The organism is Caballeronia novacaledonica (genome assembly GCF_900258035.1).
Taxonomy (GTDB): Bacteria; Pseudomonadota; Gammaproteobacteria; order Burkholderiales; family Burkholderiaceae; genus Caballeronia; species Caballeronia novacaledonica.
The window spans coordinates 99,079-113,070 of sequence record NZ_OGTP01000012.1 but is presented as its reverse complement, the minus strand read 5'-3'; the positions used below and the strand labels follow the sequence as shown (position 1 = coordinate 113,070).

General features: G+C 63.6%; 10 protein-coding genes and 2 tRNA genes. 7 read left to right on the top strand and 5 right to left on the bottom strand.

Annotated elements, in window-relative coordinates; all coding sequences use genetic code 11:
- The first annotated feature begins 49 nt into the window (after window positions 1–49).
- The 6 genes from clpX to NOV72_RS18185 all read left to right on the top strand — a co-directional run bounded on the left by clpX (window position 50) and on the right by NOV72_RS18185 (window position 6,931).
- Window positions 50–1,321, top strand: coding sequence for an ATP-dependent Clp protease ATP-binding subunit ClpX (gene clpX / locus NOV72_RS18210; protein WP_106855990.1), 1,272 nt, complete (start codon window positions 50–52; stop codon window positions 1,319–1,321).
- 186 nt (window positions 1,322–1,507) lie between these two features.
- Window positions 1,508–3,931 (top strand): endopeptidase La, encoded by a 2,424-nt coding sequence (lon, locus tag NOV72_RS18205; RefSeq protein ID WP_106855989.1) that lies wholly within the window; start codon window positions 1,508–1,510, stop codon window positions 3,929–3,931.
- Window positions 3,932–4,147: 216 nt separating this feature from the next.
- The gene (locus NOV72_RS18200) at window positions 4,148–4,474 is read left to right on the top strand and encodes an HU family DNA-binding protein (protein ID WP_281261817.1); all 327 of its coding nucleotides are present in this window, start codon (window positions 4,148–4,150) and stop codon (window positions 4,472–4,474) included.
- A gap of 74 nt (window positions 4,475–4,548) precedes the next feature.
- Window positions 4,549–4,624, top strand: a tRNA-Val gene (locus NOV72_RS18195).
- A 26-nt stretch (window positions 4,625–4,650) separates the two neighbouring features.
- Window positions 4,651–4,727, top strand: a tRNA-Asp gene (locus tag NOV72_RS18190).
- Between the two features lie 281 nt (window positions 4,728–5,008).
- The gene (locus tag NOV72_RS18185; RefSeq protein ID WP_106855987.1) at window positions 5,009–6,931 is read left to right on the top strand and encodes a SurA N-terminal domain-containing protein; all 1,923 of its coding nucleotides are present in this window, start codon (window positions 5,009–5,011) and stop codon (window positions 6,929–6,931) included.
- A gap of 84 nt (window positions 6,932–7,015) precedes the next feature.
- On the opposite strand, the gene NOV72_RS18180 is transcribed toward NOV72_RS18185, so the two are convergent.
- Together NOV72_RS18180 and NOV72_RS18175 are read right to left on the bottom strand one after the other, a co-directional pair.
- Window positions 7,016–7,357, bottom strand: coding sequence for a hypothetical protein (locus tag NOV72_RS18180; RefSeq protein ID WP_106855986.1), 342 nt, complete (start codon window positions 7,355–7,357; stop codon window positions 7,016–7,018).
- 126 nt (window positions 7,358–7,483) lie between these two features.
- Window positions 7,484–8,155, bottom strand: a complete 672-nt coding sequence (locus NOV72_RS18175) for an arylesterase (RefSeq protein ID WP_216858884.1) — start codon at window positions 8,153–8,155, stop codon at window positions 7,484–7,486.
- On the opposite strand from NOV72_RS18175, the gene NOV72_RS18170 reads away from it, so the two are divergent.
- Window positions 8,154–8,855: an ABC transporter ATP-binding protein gene (locus NOV72_RS18170; RefSeq protein WP_106855984.1), complete on the top strand. Its 702-nt coding sequence runs from the start codon at window positions 8,154–8,156 to the stop codon at window positions 8,853–8,855. The genes NOV72_RS18175 and NOV72_RS18170 overlap by 2 nt on opposite strands.
- A 53-nt stretch (window positions 8,856–8,908) precedes the next feature.
- Here NOV72_RS18170 and pgi read toward each other — a convergent pair whose 3' ends face one another.
- The 3 genes from pgi to NOV72_RS18155 all read right to left on the bottom strand — a co-directional run bounded on the left by pgi (window position 8,909) and on the right by NOV72_RS18155 (window position 13,680).
- The gene (pgi, locus tag NOV72_RS18165; RefSeq protein WP_106855983.1) at window positions 8,909–10,543 is read right to left on the bottom strand and encodes a glucose-6-phosphate isomerase; all 1,635 of its coding nucleotides are present in this window, start codon (window positions 10,541–10,543) and stop codon (window positions 8,909–8,911) included.
- Between the two features lie 195 nt (window positions 10,544–10,738).
- Entirely contained in the window at window positions 10,739–12,307 is a 1,569-nt protein-coding gene (locus NOV72_RS18160) for an NAD(P)H-hydrate dehydratase (RefSeq protein WP_106855982.1), read from the bottom strand.
- A gap of 80 nt (window positions 12,308–12,387) precedes the next feature.
- Entirely contained in the window at window positions 12,388–13,680 is a 1,293-nt protein-coding gene (locus tag NOV72_RS18155; protein ID WP_106855981.1) for an FAD-dependent oxidoreductase, read from the bottom strand.
- Window positions 13,681–13,992 lie beyond the last annotated feature (312 nt).

Here is a 13,992-nt window from a genome sequence, read left to right as displayed (position 1 = left end):
AATCGAAGGGCGTATCATGTAACAAGAGTGTCCGGAGGCTTACACATTTATGGCGGACAAAAAAGGTTCCAGCAGCGAAAAGCTGCTGTATTGCTCGTTCTGCGGAAAAAGCCAGCATGAGGTGAAGAAGCTCATCGCTGGGCCGTCGGTGTTCATCTGCGATGAATGTATCGATCTGTGCAACGAGATCATTCGCGACGAGGCGGCCGGCGCGGCGGAAGAGGCCGGGCTGACCAAGTCGGACCTGCCGAGCCCGCAGGAAATCAGCGATATCCTCAATCAGTACGTCATCGGCCAGGAACGCGCGAAGAAAATTCTCGCGGTGGCCGTGTACAACCATTACAAGCGGCTCAAGCACCTCGACAAGAAAGACGACATCGAGTTGTCGAAGAGCAACATTCTTCTGATCGGACCGACCGGCTCGGGCAAGACGCTGCTCGCGCAGACGCTCGCGCGCATGCTGAACGTGCCGTTCGTGATCGCGGATGCCACGACGCTGACCGAAGCCGGCTATGTCGGCGAGGACGTCGAGAACATCATTCAGAAGCTGCTCCAGAACTGCAATTACGAAGTCGACAAGGCGCAGCGCGGGATCGTCTACATCGACGAAATCGACAAGATCAGCCGCAAGTCGGACAACCCGTCGATTACGCGCGACGTGTCGGGCGAGGGCGTGCAGCAGGCGTTGCTCAAGCTGGTCGAAGGCACGATGGCGTCGGTGCCGCCGCAAGGCGGACGCAAGCACCCGAATCAGGATTTCATTCAGGTCGATACGACCAATATCCTGTTCATCTGCGGCGGTGCGTTCGACGGGCTGGAAAAGGTCATCACGGATCGCACCGAGAAGACCGGTATCGGTTTCGGCGCGAGCGTGAAGAGCAAGCAGGATCGTGATGCGGGCGAAGTGCTGCGCGAAGTCGAGCCGGAAGATCTGATCAAGTTCGGCCTGATTCCCGAACTGATCGGCCGTCTGCCCGTCGTGGCGACGCTCGGCAAGCTCGACGAAGCCGCGCTCGTGAAGATTCTGATCGAGCCGAAGAACGCGCTCGTGAAGCAGTATCACAAGCTCTTCGCGATGGAACGCGTGGAGCTGGAAATCCGCCCGGCGGCGTTGCAGGCCATCGCGCAGAAGGCGATTCGCCGCAAGACCGGCGCGCGCGGCCTGCGTTCGATTCTGGAACAGGCGTTGCTCGACGTGATGTACGAGCTGCCCACCATGAAGGGCGTTTCGAAGGTGATCGTCGACGACAACACGATCGACGGAGACGGCAAGCCGCTACTCATCTACGAAGACGCGCCCAAAGTAGCAGGATCGAACTGAGGCAGGCTGTGTGTCGGCGAAAGGCCGTTCATGGCAACGTGAACGGCCTTTTATTTTTTTCGGTTTATCTTGTGGACGTTACTGACGCGATCTTTGACTACCGACTTTTCCCTTCCGATAAAGGCTTGCAATAGCTCTGAACGGCCTTACTTACGACTGAACTGATTCCACTCATGGGGAAATGAAATGTCAGGAACCCAACTCCTCCCGCAGGAACGCATTACGCTGCCGCTGCTCCCGCTGCGCGATGTAGTCGTTTTCCCGCATATGGTGATTCCGCTCTTCGTCGGGCGGCCCAAGTCGATCAAGGCACTCGAAGCCGCGATGGAAGGCGGCAAGCACATCATGCTCGTCGCCCAGAAAACGGCGGCGAAGGACGAGCCGACCGAAAAAGACATGTACGAAGTGGGATGTGTCGCCAACATCCTGCAAATGCTGAAGCTGCCCGACGGCACCGTGAAAGTGCTCGTCGAAGGCCTGCAACGTGCCAAGACGCTCTCGATCGAAGAGCAGGAAACGCAATTCTCGTGCGACGTGATGCCGCTCGAGCCCGATCACGCCGACAGCGCTGAAACCGAAGCGCTGCGCCGTGCGATCGTTTCCCAGTTCGATCAATACGTGAAGCTCAACAAGAAGATTCCGCCGGAGATCCTGACGTCGCTGTCGGGTATCGACGAAGCGGGTCGTCTTGCCGACACCATCGCCGCGCATCTGCCGCTCAAGCTCGATCAAAAGCAGCACATCCTCGAGATGTTCCCTGTGATCGAGCGTCTGGAGCATTTGCTCGCCCAGCTCGAAGCCGAAATCGACATCCTTCAGGTCGAGAAGCGGATTCGCGGCCGCGTGAAGCGCCAGATGGAAAAGAGCCAGCGCGAGTACTACCTGAACGAGCAGGTCAAGGCGATCCAGAAGGAACTGGGCGAAGGCGAAGAGGGCGCGGATCTCGAAGAACTCGAGAAGCGCATCACCGCCGCGCGCATGCCGAAGGAAGCCAAGAAGAAGGCCGATGCCGAGCTCAAGAAGCTGAAGCTCATGTCGCCGATGTCCGCCGAGGCGACCGTCGTGCGCAATTACATCGATACGCTGATCGGCTTGCCGTGGCGCAAGAAGAGCAAGGTCAACAACGACCTCTCGAACGCCGAACGCGTGCTCGATGAAGACCACTTCGGCCTCGAGAAAGTGAAGGAACGCATTCTCGAATATCTCGCGGTTCAGCAACGCGTCGAGAAGGTGAAGGCGCCGATCCTGTGCCTCGTCGGGCCTCCGGGCGTCGGCAAGACTTCGCTCGGGCAGTCCATCGCCCGCGCGACGAACCGCAAGTTCGTGCGCATGGCGCTCGGCGGCGTGCACGACGAATCCGAGATTCGCGGTCACCGCCGCACGTACATCGGCTCGATGCCCGGCAAGATCCTGCAAAGCCTCGCGAAAGTCGGCGTGCGCAATCCGCTTTTCCTGCTCGACGAAGTCGACAAGATGGGCATGGATTTCCGCGGCGATCCGGCCTCCGCGCTGCTCGAAGTGCTCGATCCGGAACAGAACCACACGTTCGCGGACCACTACATCGAAGTGGACTTCGACCTGTCGGACGTGATGTTCGTCGCGACGTCGAACTCGCTGAACATTCCGCCGCCGCTGCTCGACCGGATGGAAGTCATCCGCCTGTCGGGTTACACGGAAGACGAGAAGGTCAGCATCGCGCAGCGTTACCTGTTGCCGAAGCAAAAGCGCAACAACGGCCTGAAGGAAGGCGAGATCGAGGTCACGGAACAAGCCATTCGCGACATCATTCGCTACTACACGCGTGAAGCGGGCGTGCGTTCGCTCGAGCGTGAAGTGTCGAAGATCTGCCGCAAGGTCGTGAAGATGCTGCTGCTGAAGAAGGCCGAAGGCGCCGTGAAGGTCGACGGTTCCAACCTCGACACCTTCCTCGGCGTGCGCAAGTACGACTTCGGTCTGGCCGCGAAGGACAATCAGATCGGTCAGGTCACGGGTCTCGCGTGGACGGAAGTCGGCGGCGATCTGCTGACGATCGAAGCAGCGGTGATGCCCGGCAAGGGCGGCGTGATCCGCACGGGTTCGCTCGGCGACGTGATGAAGGAATCCGTCGAAGCGGCGCGCTCGGTGGTGCGTTCGCGCTCGCGGCGTCTCGGCATCACGGATGAGTCGTTCGAGAAGAAGGACATCCACATCCACGTGCCCGAAGGCGCGACGCCGAAGGACGGACCGTCCGCCGGTATCGCGATGACCACGGCGCTGGTGTCGGTGCTGACGGGCATTCCGGTTCGCGCGGATGTCGCGATGACGGGCGAAATCACGCTGCGCGGCGAAGTGCTGCCGATCGGCGGGTTGAAGGAGAAGCTGCTGGCGGCGCATCGCGGCGGCATCAAGCTCGTGCTGATCCCCGAGGAAAACACCAAGGATCTCGCCGACATCCCGGACAACGTGAAGAACGCCATCGAGATCGTGCCGGTTCGCTGGATCGATCGCGTGCTGGAACTGGCGCTCGAACGTACGCCGGAGTCGTTGCCCGAGGAAGAAGCGAAGGCGACGCCGGTGGCAGCGGAACAGCAGAAGGACGCGCCCGCATCGGGCGAAGTCGTGAAGCACTGAGCACGTTTCGCGACACGGTTTAATCGCCGTGTTTCGTGATCGAAGCTAAACCCGCGGGTATTTGCCCGCGGGTTTTTTTATTTGCGCGCGGGTTTTCCGAAGAGATCTTCTAAAACGCCTCAAACCCGCGCCAAATAAGGCTCAACCCTCGTTGACACCGCGCTTTCGGCTAAGTTAAATGGGCGCCGCATCCACTCATATCGAGATGCCATTCGCATCGATGCTGGACCAGATCGATTACAACGTGCCAATACTGATTCGGGGATCACAATGAACAAGACGGAACTGATCGACCATATCGCGCAGCAAGCCAATATTTCCAAGGCCGCCGCCGGCCGTGCGCTCGAAGCGGTGATCGGCGGCGTGAGCGCGACGCTGAAGCAGGGCGGCACGGTGACGCTCGTCGGCTTCGGAACGTTCGCCGTGGGCAAGCGCACCGCGCGCACGGGCCGCAATCCGCGCACCGGCGACGCGATCAAGATCAAGGCCGCGATGGTCCCGAAATTTCGCCCTGGCAAAGCGCTGAAGGATGCGCTAAACTAGCGGACTCGCTGGATGCAGCGCCTCTCGCAAGGCACTGAATTCGGCGCAGCGCAAACCGAGTGAATTTGCGGACCGGGTGCTTAGCTCAGTTGGTAGAGCGGCGCCCTTACAAGGCGTAGGTCGGGAGTTCGAGCCTCTCAGCACCCACCAGGTCTCAGTTCATTGCGCGCTACCCAGGAGCGGTAGTTCAGTTGGTTAGAATACCGGCCTGTCACGCCGGGGGTCGCGGGTTCGAGTCCCGTCCGCTCCGCCAGAATCAAACATGAAAATCCCGCATGCGGCGTCGCTTGCGGGATTTTTTGTTTTTACGCGCTTTCGTTGTCGTTAAGAATGCTAACGATTGTACGAACCGGCGTGTGTCTACGACCATCCGAAATCACTGCACGCAGCGCATTTTCGAAGCGCGGCACCCTTCATTACAAAAAATGGTGCGATTATTTCGCCTCCGGCATCGCAAATCCCTCGCGCCTTTCGCCTTTTCCCCGTCCACTGTTGTAATATCGAGCGTTTTGTTATAACCACGCAGCGCCACGCATGCTCGACTTTTTCCGTAATCACCAGCGCCTGATGATGGCTCTGCTGATCCTGATCATCGTGCCCGGTCTGGGCATGGTCGGGATTCAGGGCTTCAGCAACTATTTCGACGAAAGCTCCTACGTCGCCAGCGTGAATGGTCACAAGATCACGCGCGCCGAGTTCGACAGCGCCTTCCGTCAGCAAGTGGACCGCGCCCGCTCGATGCTCGGCGCGCAGTTCGACGCCAAGATGTTCGACACGCCCGAGGCACGCGCCGCGATGGTCGACAGCCTCGTGCAGCAACGCGCGATGGCCGACGAAACGCAGCGTCTGCATCTGACCGCATCGGACGACGCCGTACGCCGCGCGCTGCTGTCCGATCCGGTGATCTCGTCGCTGAAGAAGCCCGACGGCAGCATCGACCTCGACCGCTACAAGCAACTGCTCGCGATGCAGGGCATGACGCCCGCGCAGTACGACGAACGCATGCGCTACACGATCGCGACCGAGCAGATTCCGGGCAGCATCCAGACGACGTCGTTCACGTCGAAGTCGCTCGCACAGAGCCTGACGGAACTCGCGGAGCAGAAGCGCACCGTGCAGGGCCTGTCGCTGCGCACGGCCGATTACACCTCGAAGATCCAGCCGACCGACGCGCAGCTCACCGCTTACTACGACGCGCATCGCAACGACTTCGCGACGCCCGAGACGGCCGCGATCCAGTATCTGCTCCTGTCGCCGGCGACGGTCGCGGCGGCATCGAAACCGAGCGACGCCGATCTCAAGAAGTACTACGACGACAATATCCAGCGCTATCGCACGGAAGCGGAAGTGCGCGCGAGCCACATTCTCGTGAACGCGCCGAAGGACGCGAGCGCGGCCGACAAGGCGAAGGCGAAGCAGAAAGCCGAAGAATTGCTCGCGCAAGTCAAGGCGCATCCGGACCAGTTCGCACAGATCGCGCAGAAGAACTCGGATGATCCCGGCTCGGCGGGCAAGGGCGGCGATCTCGGCTACTTCGGTCATGGCCAGATCGCGGGCGGCAAGGCGTTCGACGACGCCGCGTTCAGCCTGAAGAAGGGCGAAGTGAGCAATATCGTCGAGTCGGACTTCGGTTATCACATCATCCAGGCGACGGACGTGAAGCCATCGGTCACGAAGCCGTTCGATGAAGTGAAGGACGCGCTCGCGAAGGACTATGCGGCCCAGCAAGGCACGAAGGGCTTCGCGGAAGACGCGCAAGGCTTCACCGATCTGGTCTACGAGAAGGCGAAGTCGCTGCAGCCCGCCGCGGACAAATACAAGCTGACGATCCAGACCGCGACGGTCGGTCCGAAGCCGAATCCGCAGTTGCCACAGGACAATCCGCTCAACAATCCGAAGTTCCTCGCGGCCGTCTTCGCGCCGGATGCGGCGAAGGATCGCAACAACACGCAGGCTATCGACGTGGGCAGCAACACGCTGATCGCCGCGCGCGTGACCGACTACAAGGCGTCTTCGATTCCGGCGTTCGACGCCGTGAAGGACGACGTGCGCAAGAAGGTCGTCGCCGACATGGCCGCCGCGATGGCGAAGAAGGAAGGCGACGCGAAGCTCGCGGACCTGCAGAAGTCGAAGTCGGCGGATGGCTTCACGTCGCCCGTCACGGTGTCGCGTAACGACGCGCAAGGCTTGCCGCCCGCGGCGCTGAGCGCGATCTTCAAGGTGGACGCAGCGAAGCTGCCGGCTTATGTCGGCGTGGATCTCGGCGCGGATGGCTACGCGATCTATCGCGTGAACGGCATCGAGAAGGGCGCGCCGGTTGCCGCCGATCGTCTCGCGGGCGCGCAACAGCAGGTCGCGCAGGTGTATGCGCAAGCCGACATGGAGGCGTACATCAATTCGTTGAAGGCGCGCTCGAAGGTCAAGCTGAGCCAGGCGGCGCCGCAGTCGTCGAACTGATCGACGTTGACATCGTAAAAAAGCCCCGCTTCCGGAAGGATGCGGGGCTTTTGCTTGACTACGCCGCCATCAGGCGAAGTTCGATTACAGGCAACCTTGAATGGCGCCGGTCGCCTGGCTGCCGGCGGCGCCCGAGGCGCGGAAACCGACCCACGTGCCCGAACCCGTCCACGCCGGGCGGACGATCGCCGCCGCGCCGGTCGGCGGTTGCTGGCCGGGAACGTAGACGTCGACGGCCTGATCGTTCGCGAGCGTGTCTTGCGACACGACTTGCTGCTGCGACGAGTCAGCCCACTTCTGGGCGACGCATTGCGCGACGACTTTCGGCGCCTTCTGGCTCGTGCCGACTTGCTGCACGCCGGCGGGCGGCTGCGCGGCACAGGCCGAGATCGCAACGGTCAGGGCGAGAAGAGGGATTAATTTCACGTGACCTCCTTGTAGAGTCGCTCGCCAAACGAGCGGGGTTATAAGAGTTACGCGAAAGTCTCAGAGATCTGAATCTTGGCCGTGCTCCGCGTCGGGTTGCTGAAGCTGGCACGCGCGGCGTCTCGGTTAGTGCGACGCACTGGCGCCCAGCAAGGGTTTCAAGGTTGGCCAGACGTTATCCAGTAGCAAAGGCTGGGCCTGCACCGTCGGATGAATCTGGTCGGCCTGGAACATGGCGGGCTTGTCAGCCATGCCGGCCAGCAGAAAGGGCACAAGCGGCACGTTCTTGTCTTTCGCGATGCGCTCGTAGACCGCGTGGAACTTTTGCGTGTAGTCGGGGCCGTAATTGGGCGGAACGTACATGCCGATGAGTAAAACCTTCGCATGCGCGGCCTGCGATGCCTCGACGATGCCGCGCAGATTCGTCTCCGTCGTCGCGAGCGGCACGCCACGCAGCGCGTCGTTCGCGCCGAGTTCGACGATGACGACAGCGGGCTTGATGCGCGAAAGCACTGCGGTCAGGCGCGCGCGTCCGCCGCTCGTGGTGTCGCCGCTGATGCTCGAATTGGCGACGCTATAATCGAAACGCTCCTTCGCCAGCTTGTCGCGCAGCAGATTGACCCAGCCGGTGTCGCGCGGCAGACCGTATTCGGCCGAGAGACTATCGCCCAGCACGACGATGGCGGGCTTCGGTTGCGGCGCGGCTTGCGCGTTTGCGGCGTGCGCAGTCGTGCAATAGGCCGCCATCAGCGCGATGGCGGGAACGAAGCTGCGCAAGTTTCTTTTCAAGGTGTCCATGCAAAACAATATCGAGCCGGTCATCGAAGTACGGGGATTAAGCAAGCGAGTGAACGACGCAACGGGCGAACTCACGATTCTCGATCAGATCGATCTGTCGATCGCGAAGGGGAGCAGCGTCGCGATCGTCGGTGCATCGGGCTCGGGCAAGTCGACATTGCTCGGCCTGCTCGCCGGATTGGACAGCGCGAGCGGCGGCTCGGTTCGTCTGCTCGGCAAGGAGCTTTCCACGCTGAACGAAGACGAACGCGCTGCGCTTCGAAGCGGCGCCGTCGGCTTCGTGTTCCAGTCGTTCCAGTTGATGCCGCATCTGACCGCGCTCGAAAACGTGATGCTGCCGCTCGAGTTGCGCGCGGAGACGCCGCACAGCGAGATTGCCGCGCGCGCCCGTGCGCTGCTCGATCAGGTCGGGCTTTCGCAACGCACCGGACACTATCCGAAGCTGCTTTCCGGCGGCGAGCAGCAGCGCGTCGCGCTCGCGCGCGCGTTCGTCACGCATCCCGCCGTGCTTTTCGCCGACGAACCCACCGGCAGCCTCGACGCCGCCACCGGCTACGCCATCATCGATCTGATGTTCGAGATGAACCGGCGCAACGGCGCGACGCTCGTGCTCGTCACGCACGATCAGGAACTCGCCGAGCGATGCGACGCCACGGTGACGATCGAAGCGGGGCGCCTCGTCAACGGTCTCGGCGTTTAAAAAGCCCGCGAGGCGAAAAGCGTCGCGGGCCTTCGAAGGCAACGCCCGGCGCTTCAGCGCTTCAGCGCCTTGCGCGCACGCGCGATCAACGCCGACGTCGACGAATCGTGCTTCGCCGGATCGACGCTCGCGGCGGTGATATCGGCCTCGACGACCTTGCCGAGAATCTTGCCGAGTTCCACGCCCCACTGATCGAACGAGTTGATGTCCCACACCGTGCCCTGCACGAGCACCTTGTGTTCGTACAGCGCGATGAGCGCGCCGAGCGATTGCGGCGTGAGCGCATCGAGCATGATCGTGGTCGTCGGACGATTGCCGGGGAAGCTCAGATGCGTCGCGAGTTCTTCCTTGCCGGGACCGGCAACCTTCTTCGCTTCTTCCAGCGTGCGGCCGAGCATCAGCGCTTCGCTTTGCGCAAAGCAATTGGCGAGCAGCTTCGCGTGATGATCGACGAGCGGATGCTCCGGCGTCATCACGGCGATGAAGTCGATCGGGATGATCGTCGGGCCTTGATGCAGCATCTGGAAGAACGCGTGCTGGCCGTTCGTGCCCGGCTCGCCCCAGATCACGGCTGCCGTCGGATAATCGACCATCTTGCCGTCGAGGCGCGCGGACTTGCCGTTGCTCTCCATTTCCAGTTGCTGGAGATACGAAGGCAGATAGTGCAGCGCCTGCGAATACGGCGCGATCAGATCGCTCTGCGAGCCGAAGAAATTGCGATACCAGATGCCGATCATGCCCATCAGCACGGGCAGATTCTTGTCGAGCGGCGCGGTGCGAAAGTGCTCGTCCATCGCGGCGGCGCCTTGCAGCAGCGCGTCGAAATTCTTCGGGCCGACCGACAGCATGATCGAAAGCCCCACCGCCGACCACAGCGAATAGCGGCCGCCGACCCAGTCCCACATTTCGAACACGTTTTCTTTCGCGATGCCGAACTTCACCACTTCAGCCGGGTTCGCCGAGACGCCGACGAAATGCTTCGACAACTGATCTTCGGGACAGCCGGACTTGAGGAACCAGTCGCGCATCGAATGCGCGTTGGTCATCGTTTCGAGCGTCGTGAAGGTCTTGGAGACGACGATGGCAAGCGTCTCTTCGGCGTCGACTTGCTGCAGGACGTTCCAGAGATCGGCGCCGTCGACGTTCGAGACGAAGTGTGTGTCGAGATCCTTCGACGCGAGATGATGCAGCGCATGCACGACCATCTTCGGCCCGAGATCCGAGCCGCCGATGCCGATGTTCACCACGTGACGGATGCGCTTGCCGGAATAGCCGGTCCACGAGCCGTCGCGCACGCGCTCGGAGAAGGCGGCCATCCTGGCCTTTTCCTTCTGCACCTGCTCGTAAAAGGGCGCGTCGGGCGACTGGGCGCGCAGCGCGGTATGCAGCACCGCGCGATGTTCGGTGATATTGACGATATCGCCACGGAACATCGCGTCGCGGCGTTCGGTGACCTTGGCCTGTTGCGCGGCCTCGACGAGCAGCTTGAGCGTTTCGTCCTTCACGCGGTTCTTGGAAAAGTCGATTGCGAGGCCGCCGCCTTCGAAGGTCAAGCGCTCGGCGCGCGTCGGCGCGGTGTCGTTCTGAGGCCCGAACCAGTCGCGCAGGCGCTCGCCGGAGATGGCATCGTAATGCGACTGGAGCGCCGACCAGGCAGGAAGCGAATTGAGCATCGAGTTTTGGGTCATGAGCGGTCCGTTAGTCTGAGAGTGACAGAGGAATACGTTCGTGCGATTGCGGCTCGGCTTGCCTGTGCGTGTCGCGTCTGGTGAACGCGACTAAGCGGCCGCGGTTGCCCGAATCAAAAAAGAGTATAGCGACGATGCATGAACGGATGCTTGCAAAGCGTCACAAGGGCTTTGCAAGCGAGCGCCGGAAATGTGTCAGCTTCGCGCATGCTCCGCGTAAAAGCGGCGGTTGATGAGACCGCGCACGGCGGGCGCGAGTTCGCCCGCGGTCAATCCGGCCGGGCCGATGCCGTCGTCGGTGAGGGTCTGCGCGGCGAGACCGTGCAGATAGACGCCCGCGAGCGCGGCTTCGTAAGCCGGCAGTTTCTGCGCGAGCAATGCTCCGATCAATCCGCCGAGCACGTCGCCGGTGCCGCCTGTCGCGAGGCCGGCGTTGCCGGTCGGATTCACCGAGACGCGGCCATCGGGCGATGCGATCACCGTGCCCGAGCCCTTGAGCACCGCGATCGCCCCATAGCGCGCGGCGAGCTGGCGCGCGGCGGCGATGCGGTCGGCCTGCACGGATTTCGCGTCGGTTTGCAGGAGACGCGCCGCTTCGAGCGGATGCGGCGTCAGGATGCACGGATCGCCCTGCGCGCCGCGCGCGGCAACGGCGGAAGCGAGCGCGTCGTCTTTCGCGACGAGATTGAGCGCGTCGGCGTCGAGCAGTTTCGGGACGTCGAGTTTCAGCGCGTCCGTCAGCATGTTTTTCGCGTGGTCGCTCGTGCCCATGCCGCAGCCGATCGCCAGCGCGTCCATCTTGTCGAGCGCGAAGCCGTCGGCGCGATGCAGCATCAGTTCCGGATGCGGCGGATCGTAGGGCGGAAAGCCGTCGCCCAGAAACGCGACGTGCACCTTTCCCGCGCCGCCGTAGAGCGCCATGCGCGCGGCGAGGATCGGCGCGCCGCACATGCCGGTGTCGCCGCCGACCACCGCGAGCGAGCCGAATGTGCCCTTGTTGGTCGCGTTGTCGCGCGGCGGCATGCACGCGCCGAAGAGCGCGGGCGCGTTGAGCGTGATCGACGGCGCGACGCTCGAATCGATCTCCAGCGTCGAAATGAAAAGCCGTCCCGTCAGATCGCGGCCCTGAGACGTGAAATGCCCCGGCTTCGCGCCGATGAACGTGATGGTGTCCGTCGCGCGCACGGCTTCGCCGCCGTTCACCGGCGCGCCGGTGTCGCTGTTCAGACCGCTCGGGACGTCGAGCGCGAGCACGCGGCCCGATGCACCGGAACGGCGCGTCATGCGCGCGGCGATATCCGCGAACACGCCTTCGAGCGCACGCGTGAGACCGATGCCGAACATGCCGTCGACGAGCCAGCCGAAGCCGTCGAACGATGCGGGCGGACGATCGTCGATCGGCACGCCCGCCGCGCGCGCCGATTCGAGCGCCCAGCGCGCGTCGTCGGGTTTGACCTCGACCGGCATGCACACCCGCACGGCGATGTCCGCGCGATGCAGCCGCTCGGCCATCACGAGCGCGTCGCCGCCGTTGTTGCCGGGGCCGGCCGCGAGCCACACCGGCCGTGCGCGGAAATTGGGATCGGGATCGTGCTCGAACATGTCGATGAGACATTGCGCGGCCGCCGTGCCCGCGCGTGCCATCAGCGTGTGCGGCGGCAGCGCGGCGGCTGCGCGCGTTTCGAGCGTGCGCAGTTCGCTGAGCGTCAGGAGTGCGAGCGGATCGTCTTTGGGGCTGAAGTAGGGCGAGCGGGCAGCGGTCATGGCGGCGGACGAAAGGGCGCGTCGGGAATCGAATCGTTCGGCAACCCGGCGCGCCCGCAGCAATCGTGCCCGTGAAGCCGTCAGAAGCGCTCGATGCTGAGCGCAGCCAGCGTGCTGGCGGGAACGTCGGGTGTGACGCCGGAGACGAGGTCCGCGATCACTTTAGCAGACCCGCACGCGAGGCCCCAGCCCGCCGGGCCGTGCGCCGCGTTTACGAAAAGCCGCGGATGACGCGCCGCCCCGACGACCGGCAGTCCGTCGGCGGTGATCAGCCGCAGACCGTCCCATGGACGCGCGACGGAGACGCGCGCCGCGCCCGGAATCCAGTCGTGCGTGCCCTGGCCGAGCAGATCGAGGGCGCGCTGCGACAGCGCGGCGTCGAGCGGCTTGTCGGCCTTGGACGCGCTCTGGAACACGCCCGCGCCGCCCACACGCAGCCGCTGGTTCACGCGTGTCATGGTGATGCGCTTGACCGTATCGACGACCGTGAGATGCGGCACGCGCTCCTCGTAGGCGACGGGCGCGGTCAGCGTATGCACGCGCAGCGGAAAGAGCGAGGACGCCGACTTGAAGCCGCCGACGAGCCCCGGCGTGCCGGTGCCCGCCGCGACGACGATCGCATCCGCCGTAATCAGCTCGACCTCGGCGCTGCGCTTCTTGCCCTCGCCCGGATCGGCAAGCTCGACGGCGGCGCGCGCGCCGTCCAGCCGCACCGAAGCGACGGTCCGGTGCATGCGGAACTGCACGCCGTTGTCTTCCAGCACCTGCTTCAACTGCTTGGTGAAGAGCGGGCAGTTCGCGGTGCGTTCCTCGGGCAGCAGCACGCCGCCCGCGAATTCGGGATGGTCCGGCACGGAAGGCTCGACGGCGACGCATTCCTCGGGCGTCAGCAACCGGTACGGCACGCCGCAGCCTTTGAGCAGGGCGATGGCCGGCTGCGCTTCTTCGAGTTCGCGCGGCTGCCGGAATACGTGCAGCATGCCGCGCCGCTGTTCGAAGTCGAGTTCCAGGCTGCTTTCGATGTCCGCCAGCACGCGCCGCGACAACGCCACGAGCGGCTGAAGATGCGCGTACTGCGCCGCGAACGCTTCGGGATCGCGCAGCGCCGCGAGTTGCTTGAGGAAATCGCGCGCGGCCGAGTCGAAGCCGGTCTTGACCACCATGCCGCTTTGCTTCGAGCGGCTCGACGCCATGAAGGTCGGCCCGAACCAGACATCGAGCGGCGAGGGCAGGAGCGCGCCGCCCTGCCCGTAGGTGGCGCCTTGCGCGACGGTCGCGTGACGCTCGATCACGCAGACGCGATGGCCGGCCGCATGCAATTGATAAGCGGTGGCGATGCCGGCGATTCCTCCGCCGATGACGATGACATCCATGACTTTATGTGTACCCGAAGGCGCGAGATTGCAGTGCTGCGCGGCGTGACGCGCGGGCGGGAGCGCCCGAAGCCGCGCGCCTTGTCGGTGAAACGACGGACCCGGCGGCGCGACTCGCCACGCCGGACCCGAAGAAAGCGCGCCATGATAGCGCCAAAATCGCTTGCAAGGGACGGCGAGCCGCACGGTCTTGCGGTGCGCGTCTCACACCTTTTGACGTGGCCGGGCGAGTGCGCATAATTTCGGGATAAGCGGCCGGGCCGTTGCGCGTCACCGGGCCGCCGCCACGCGCCGCGCGCACGGATCGTCCGG

Excerpts from the sequence above, each read along its gene's own strand:
- clpX (WP_106855990.1), top strand. The coding sequence starts at position 50 with ATGGCGGACAAAAAAGGTTCCAGCAGCGAAAAGCTGCTGTATTGCTCG.
- lon (WP_106855989.1), top strand. The coding sequence starts at position 1,508 with ATGTCAGGAACCCAACTCCTCCCGCAGGAACGCATTACGCTGCCGCTG.
- NOV72_RS18185 (WP_106855987.1), top strand. The coding sequence starts at position 5,009 with ATGCTCGACTTTTTCCGTAATCACCAGCGCCTGATGATGGCTCTGCTG.
- NOV72_RS18170 (WP_106855984.1), top strand. The coding sequence starts at position 8,154 with ATGCAAAACAATATCGAGCCGGTCATCGAAGTACGGGGATTAAGCAAG.
- NOV72_RS18175 (WP_216858884.1), bottom strand. The coding sequence starts at position 8,155 with ATGGACACCTTGAAAAGAAACTTGCGCAGCTTCGTTCCCGCCATCGCG.
- pgi (WP_106855983.1), bottom strand. The coding sequence starts at position 10,543 with ATGACCCAAAACTCGATGCTCAATTCGCTTCCTGCCTGGTCGGCGCTC.
- NOV72_RS18160 (WP_106855982.1), bottom strand. The coding sequence starts at position 12,307 with ATGACCGCTGCCCGCTCGCCCTACTTCAGCCCCAAAGACGATCCGCTC.
- NOV72_RS18155 (WP_106855981.1), bottom strand. The coding sequence starts at position 13,680 with ATGGATGTCATCGTCATCGGCGGAGGAATCGCCGGCATCGCCACCGCT.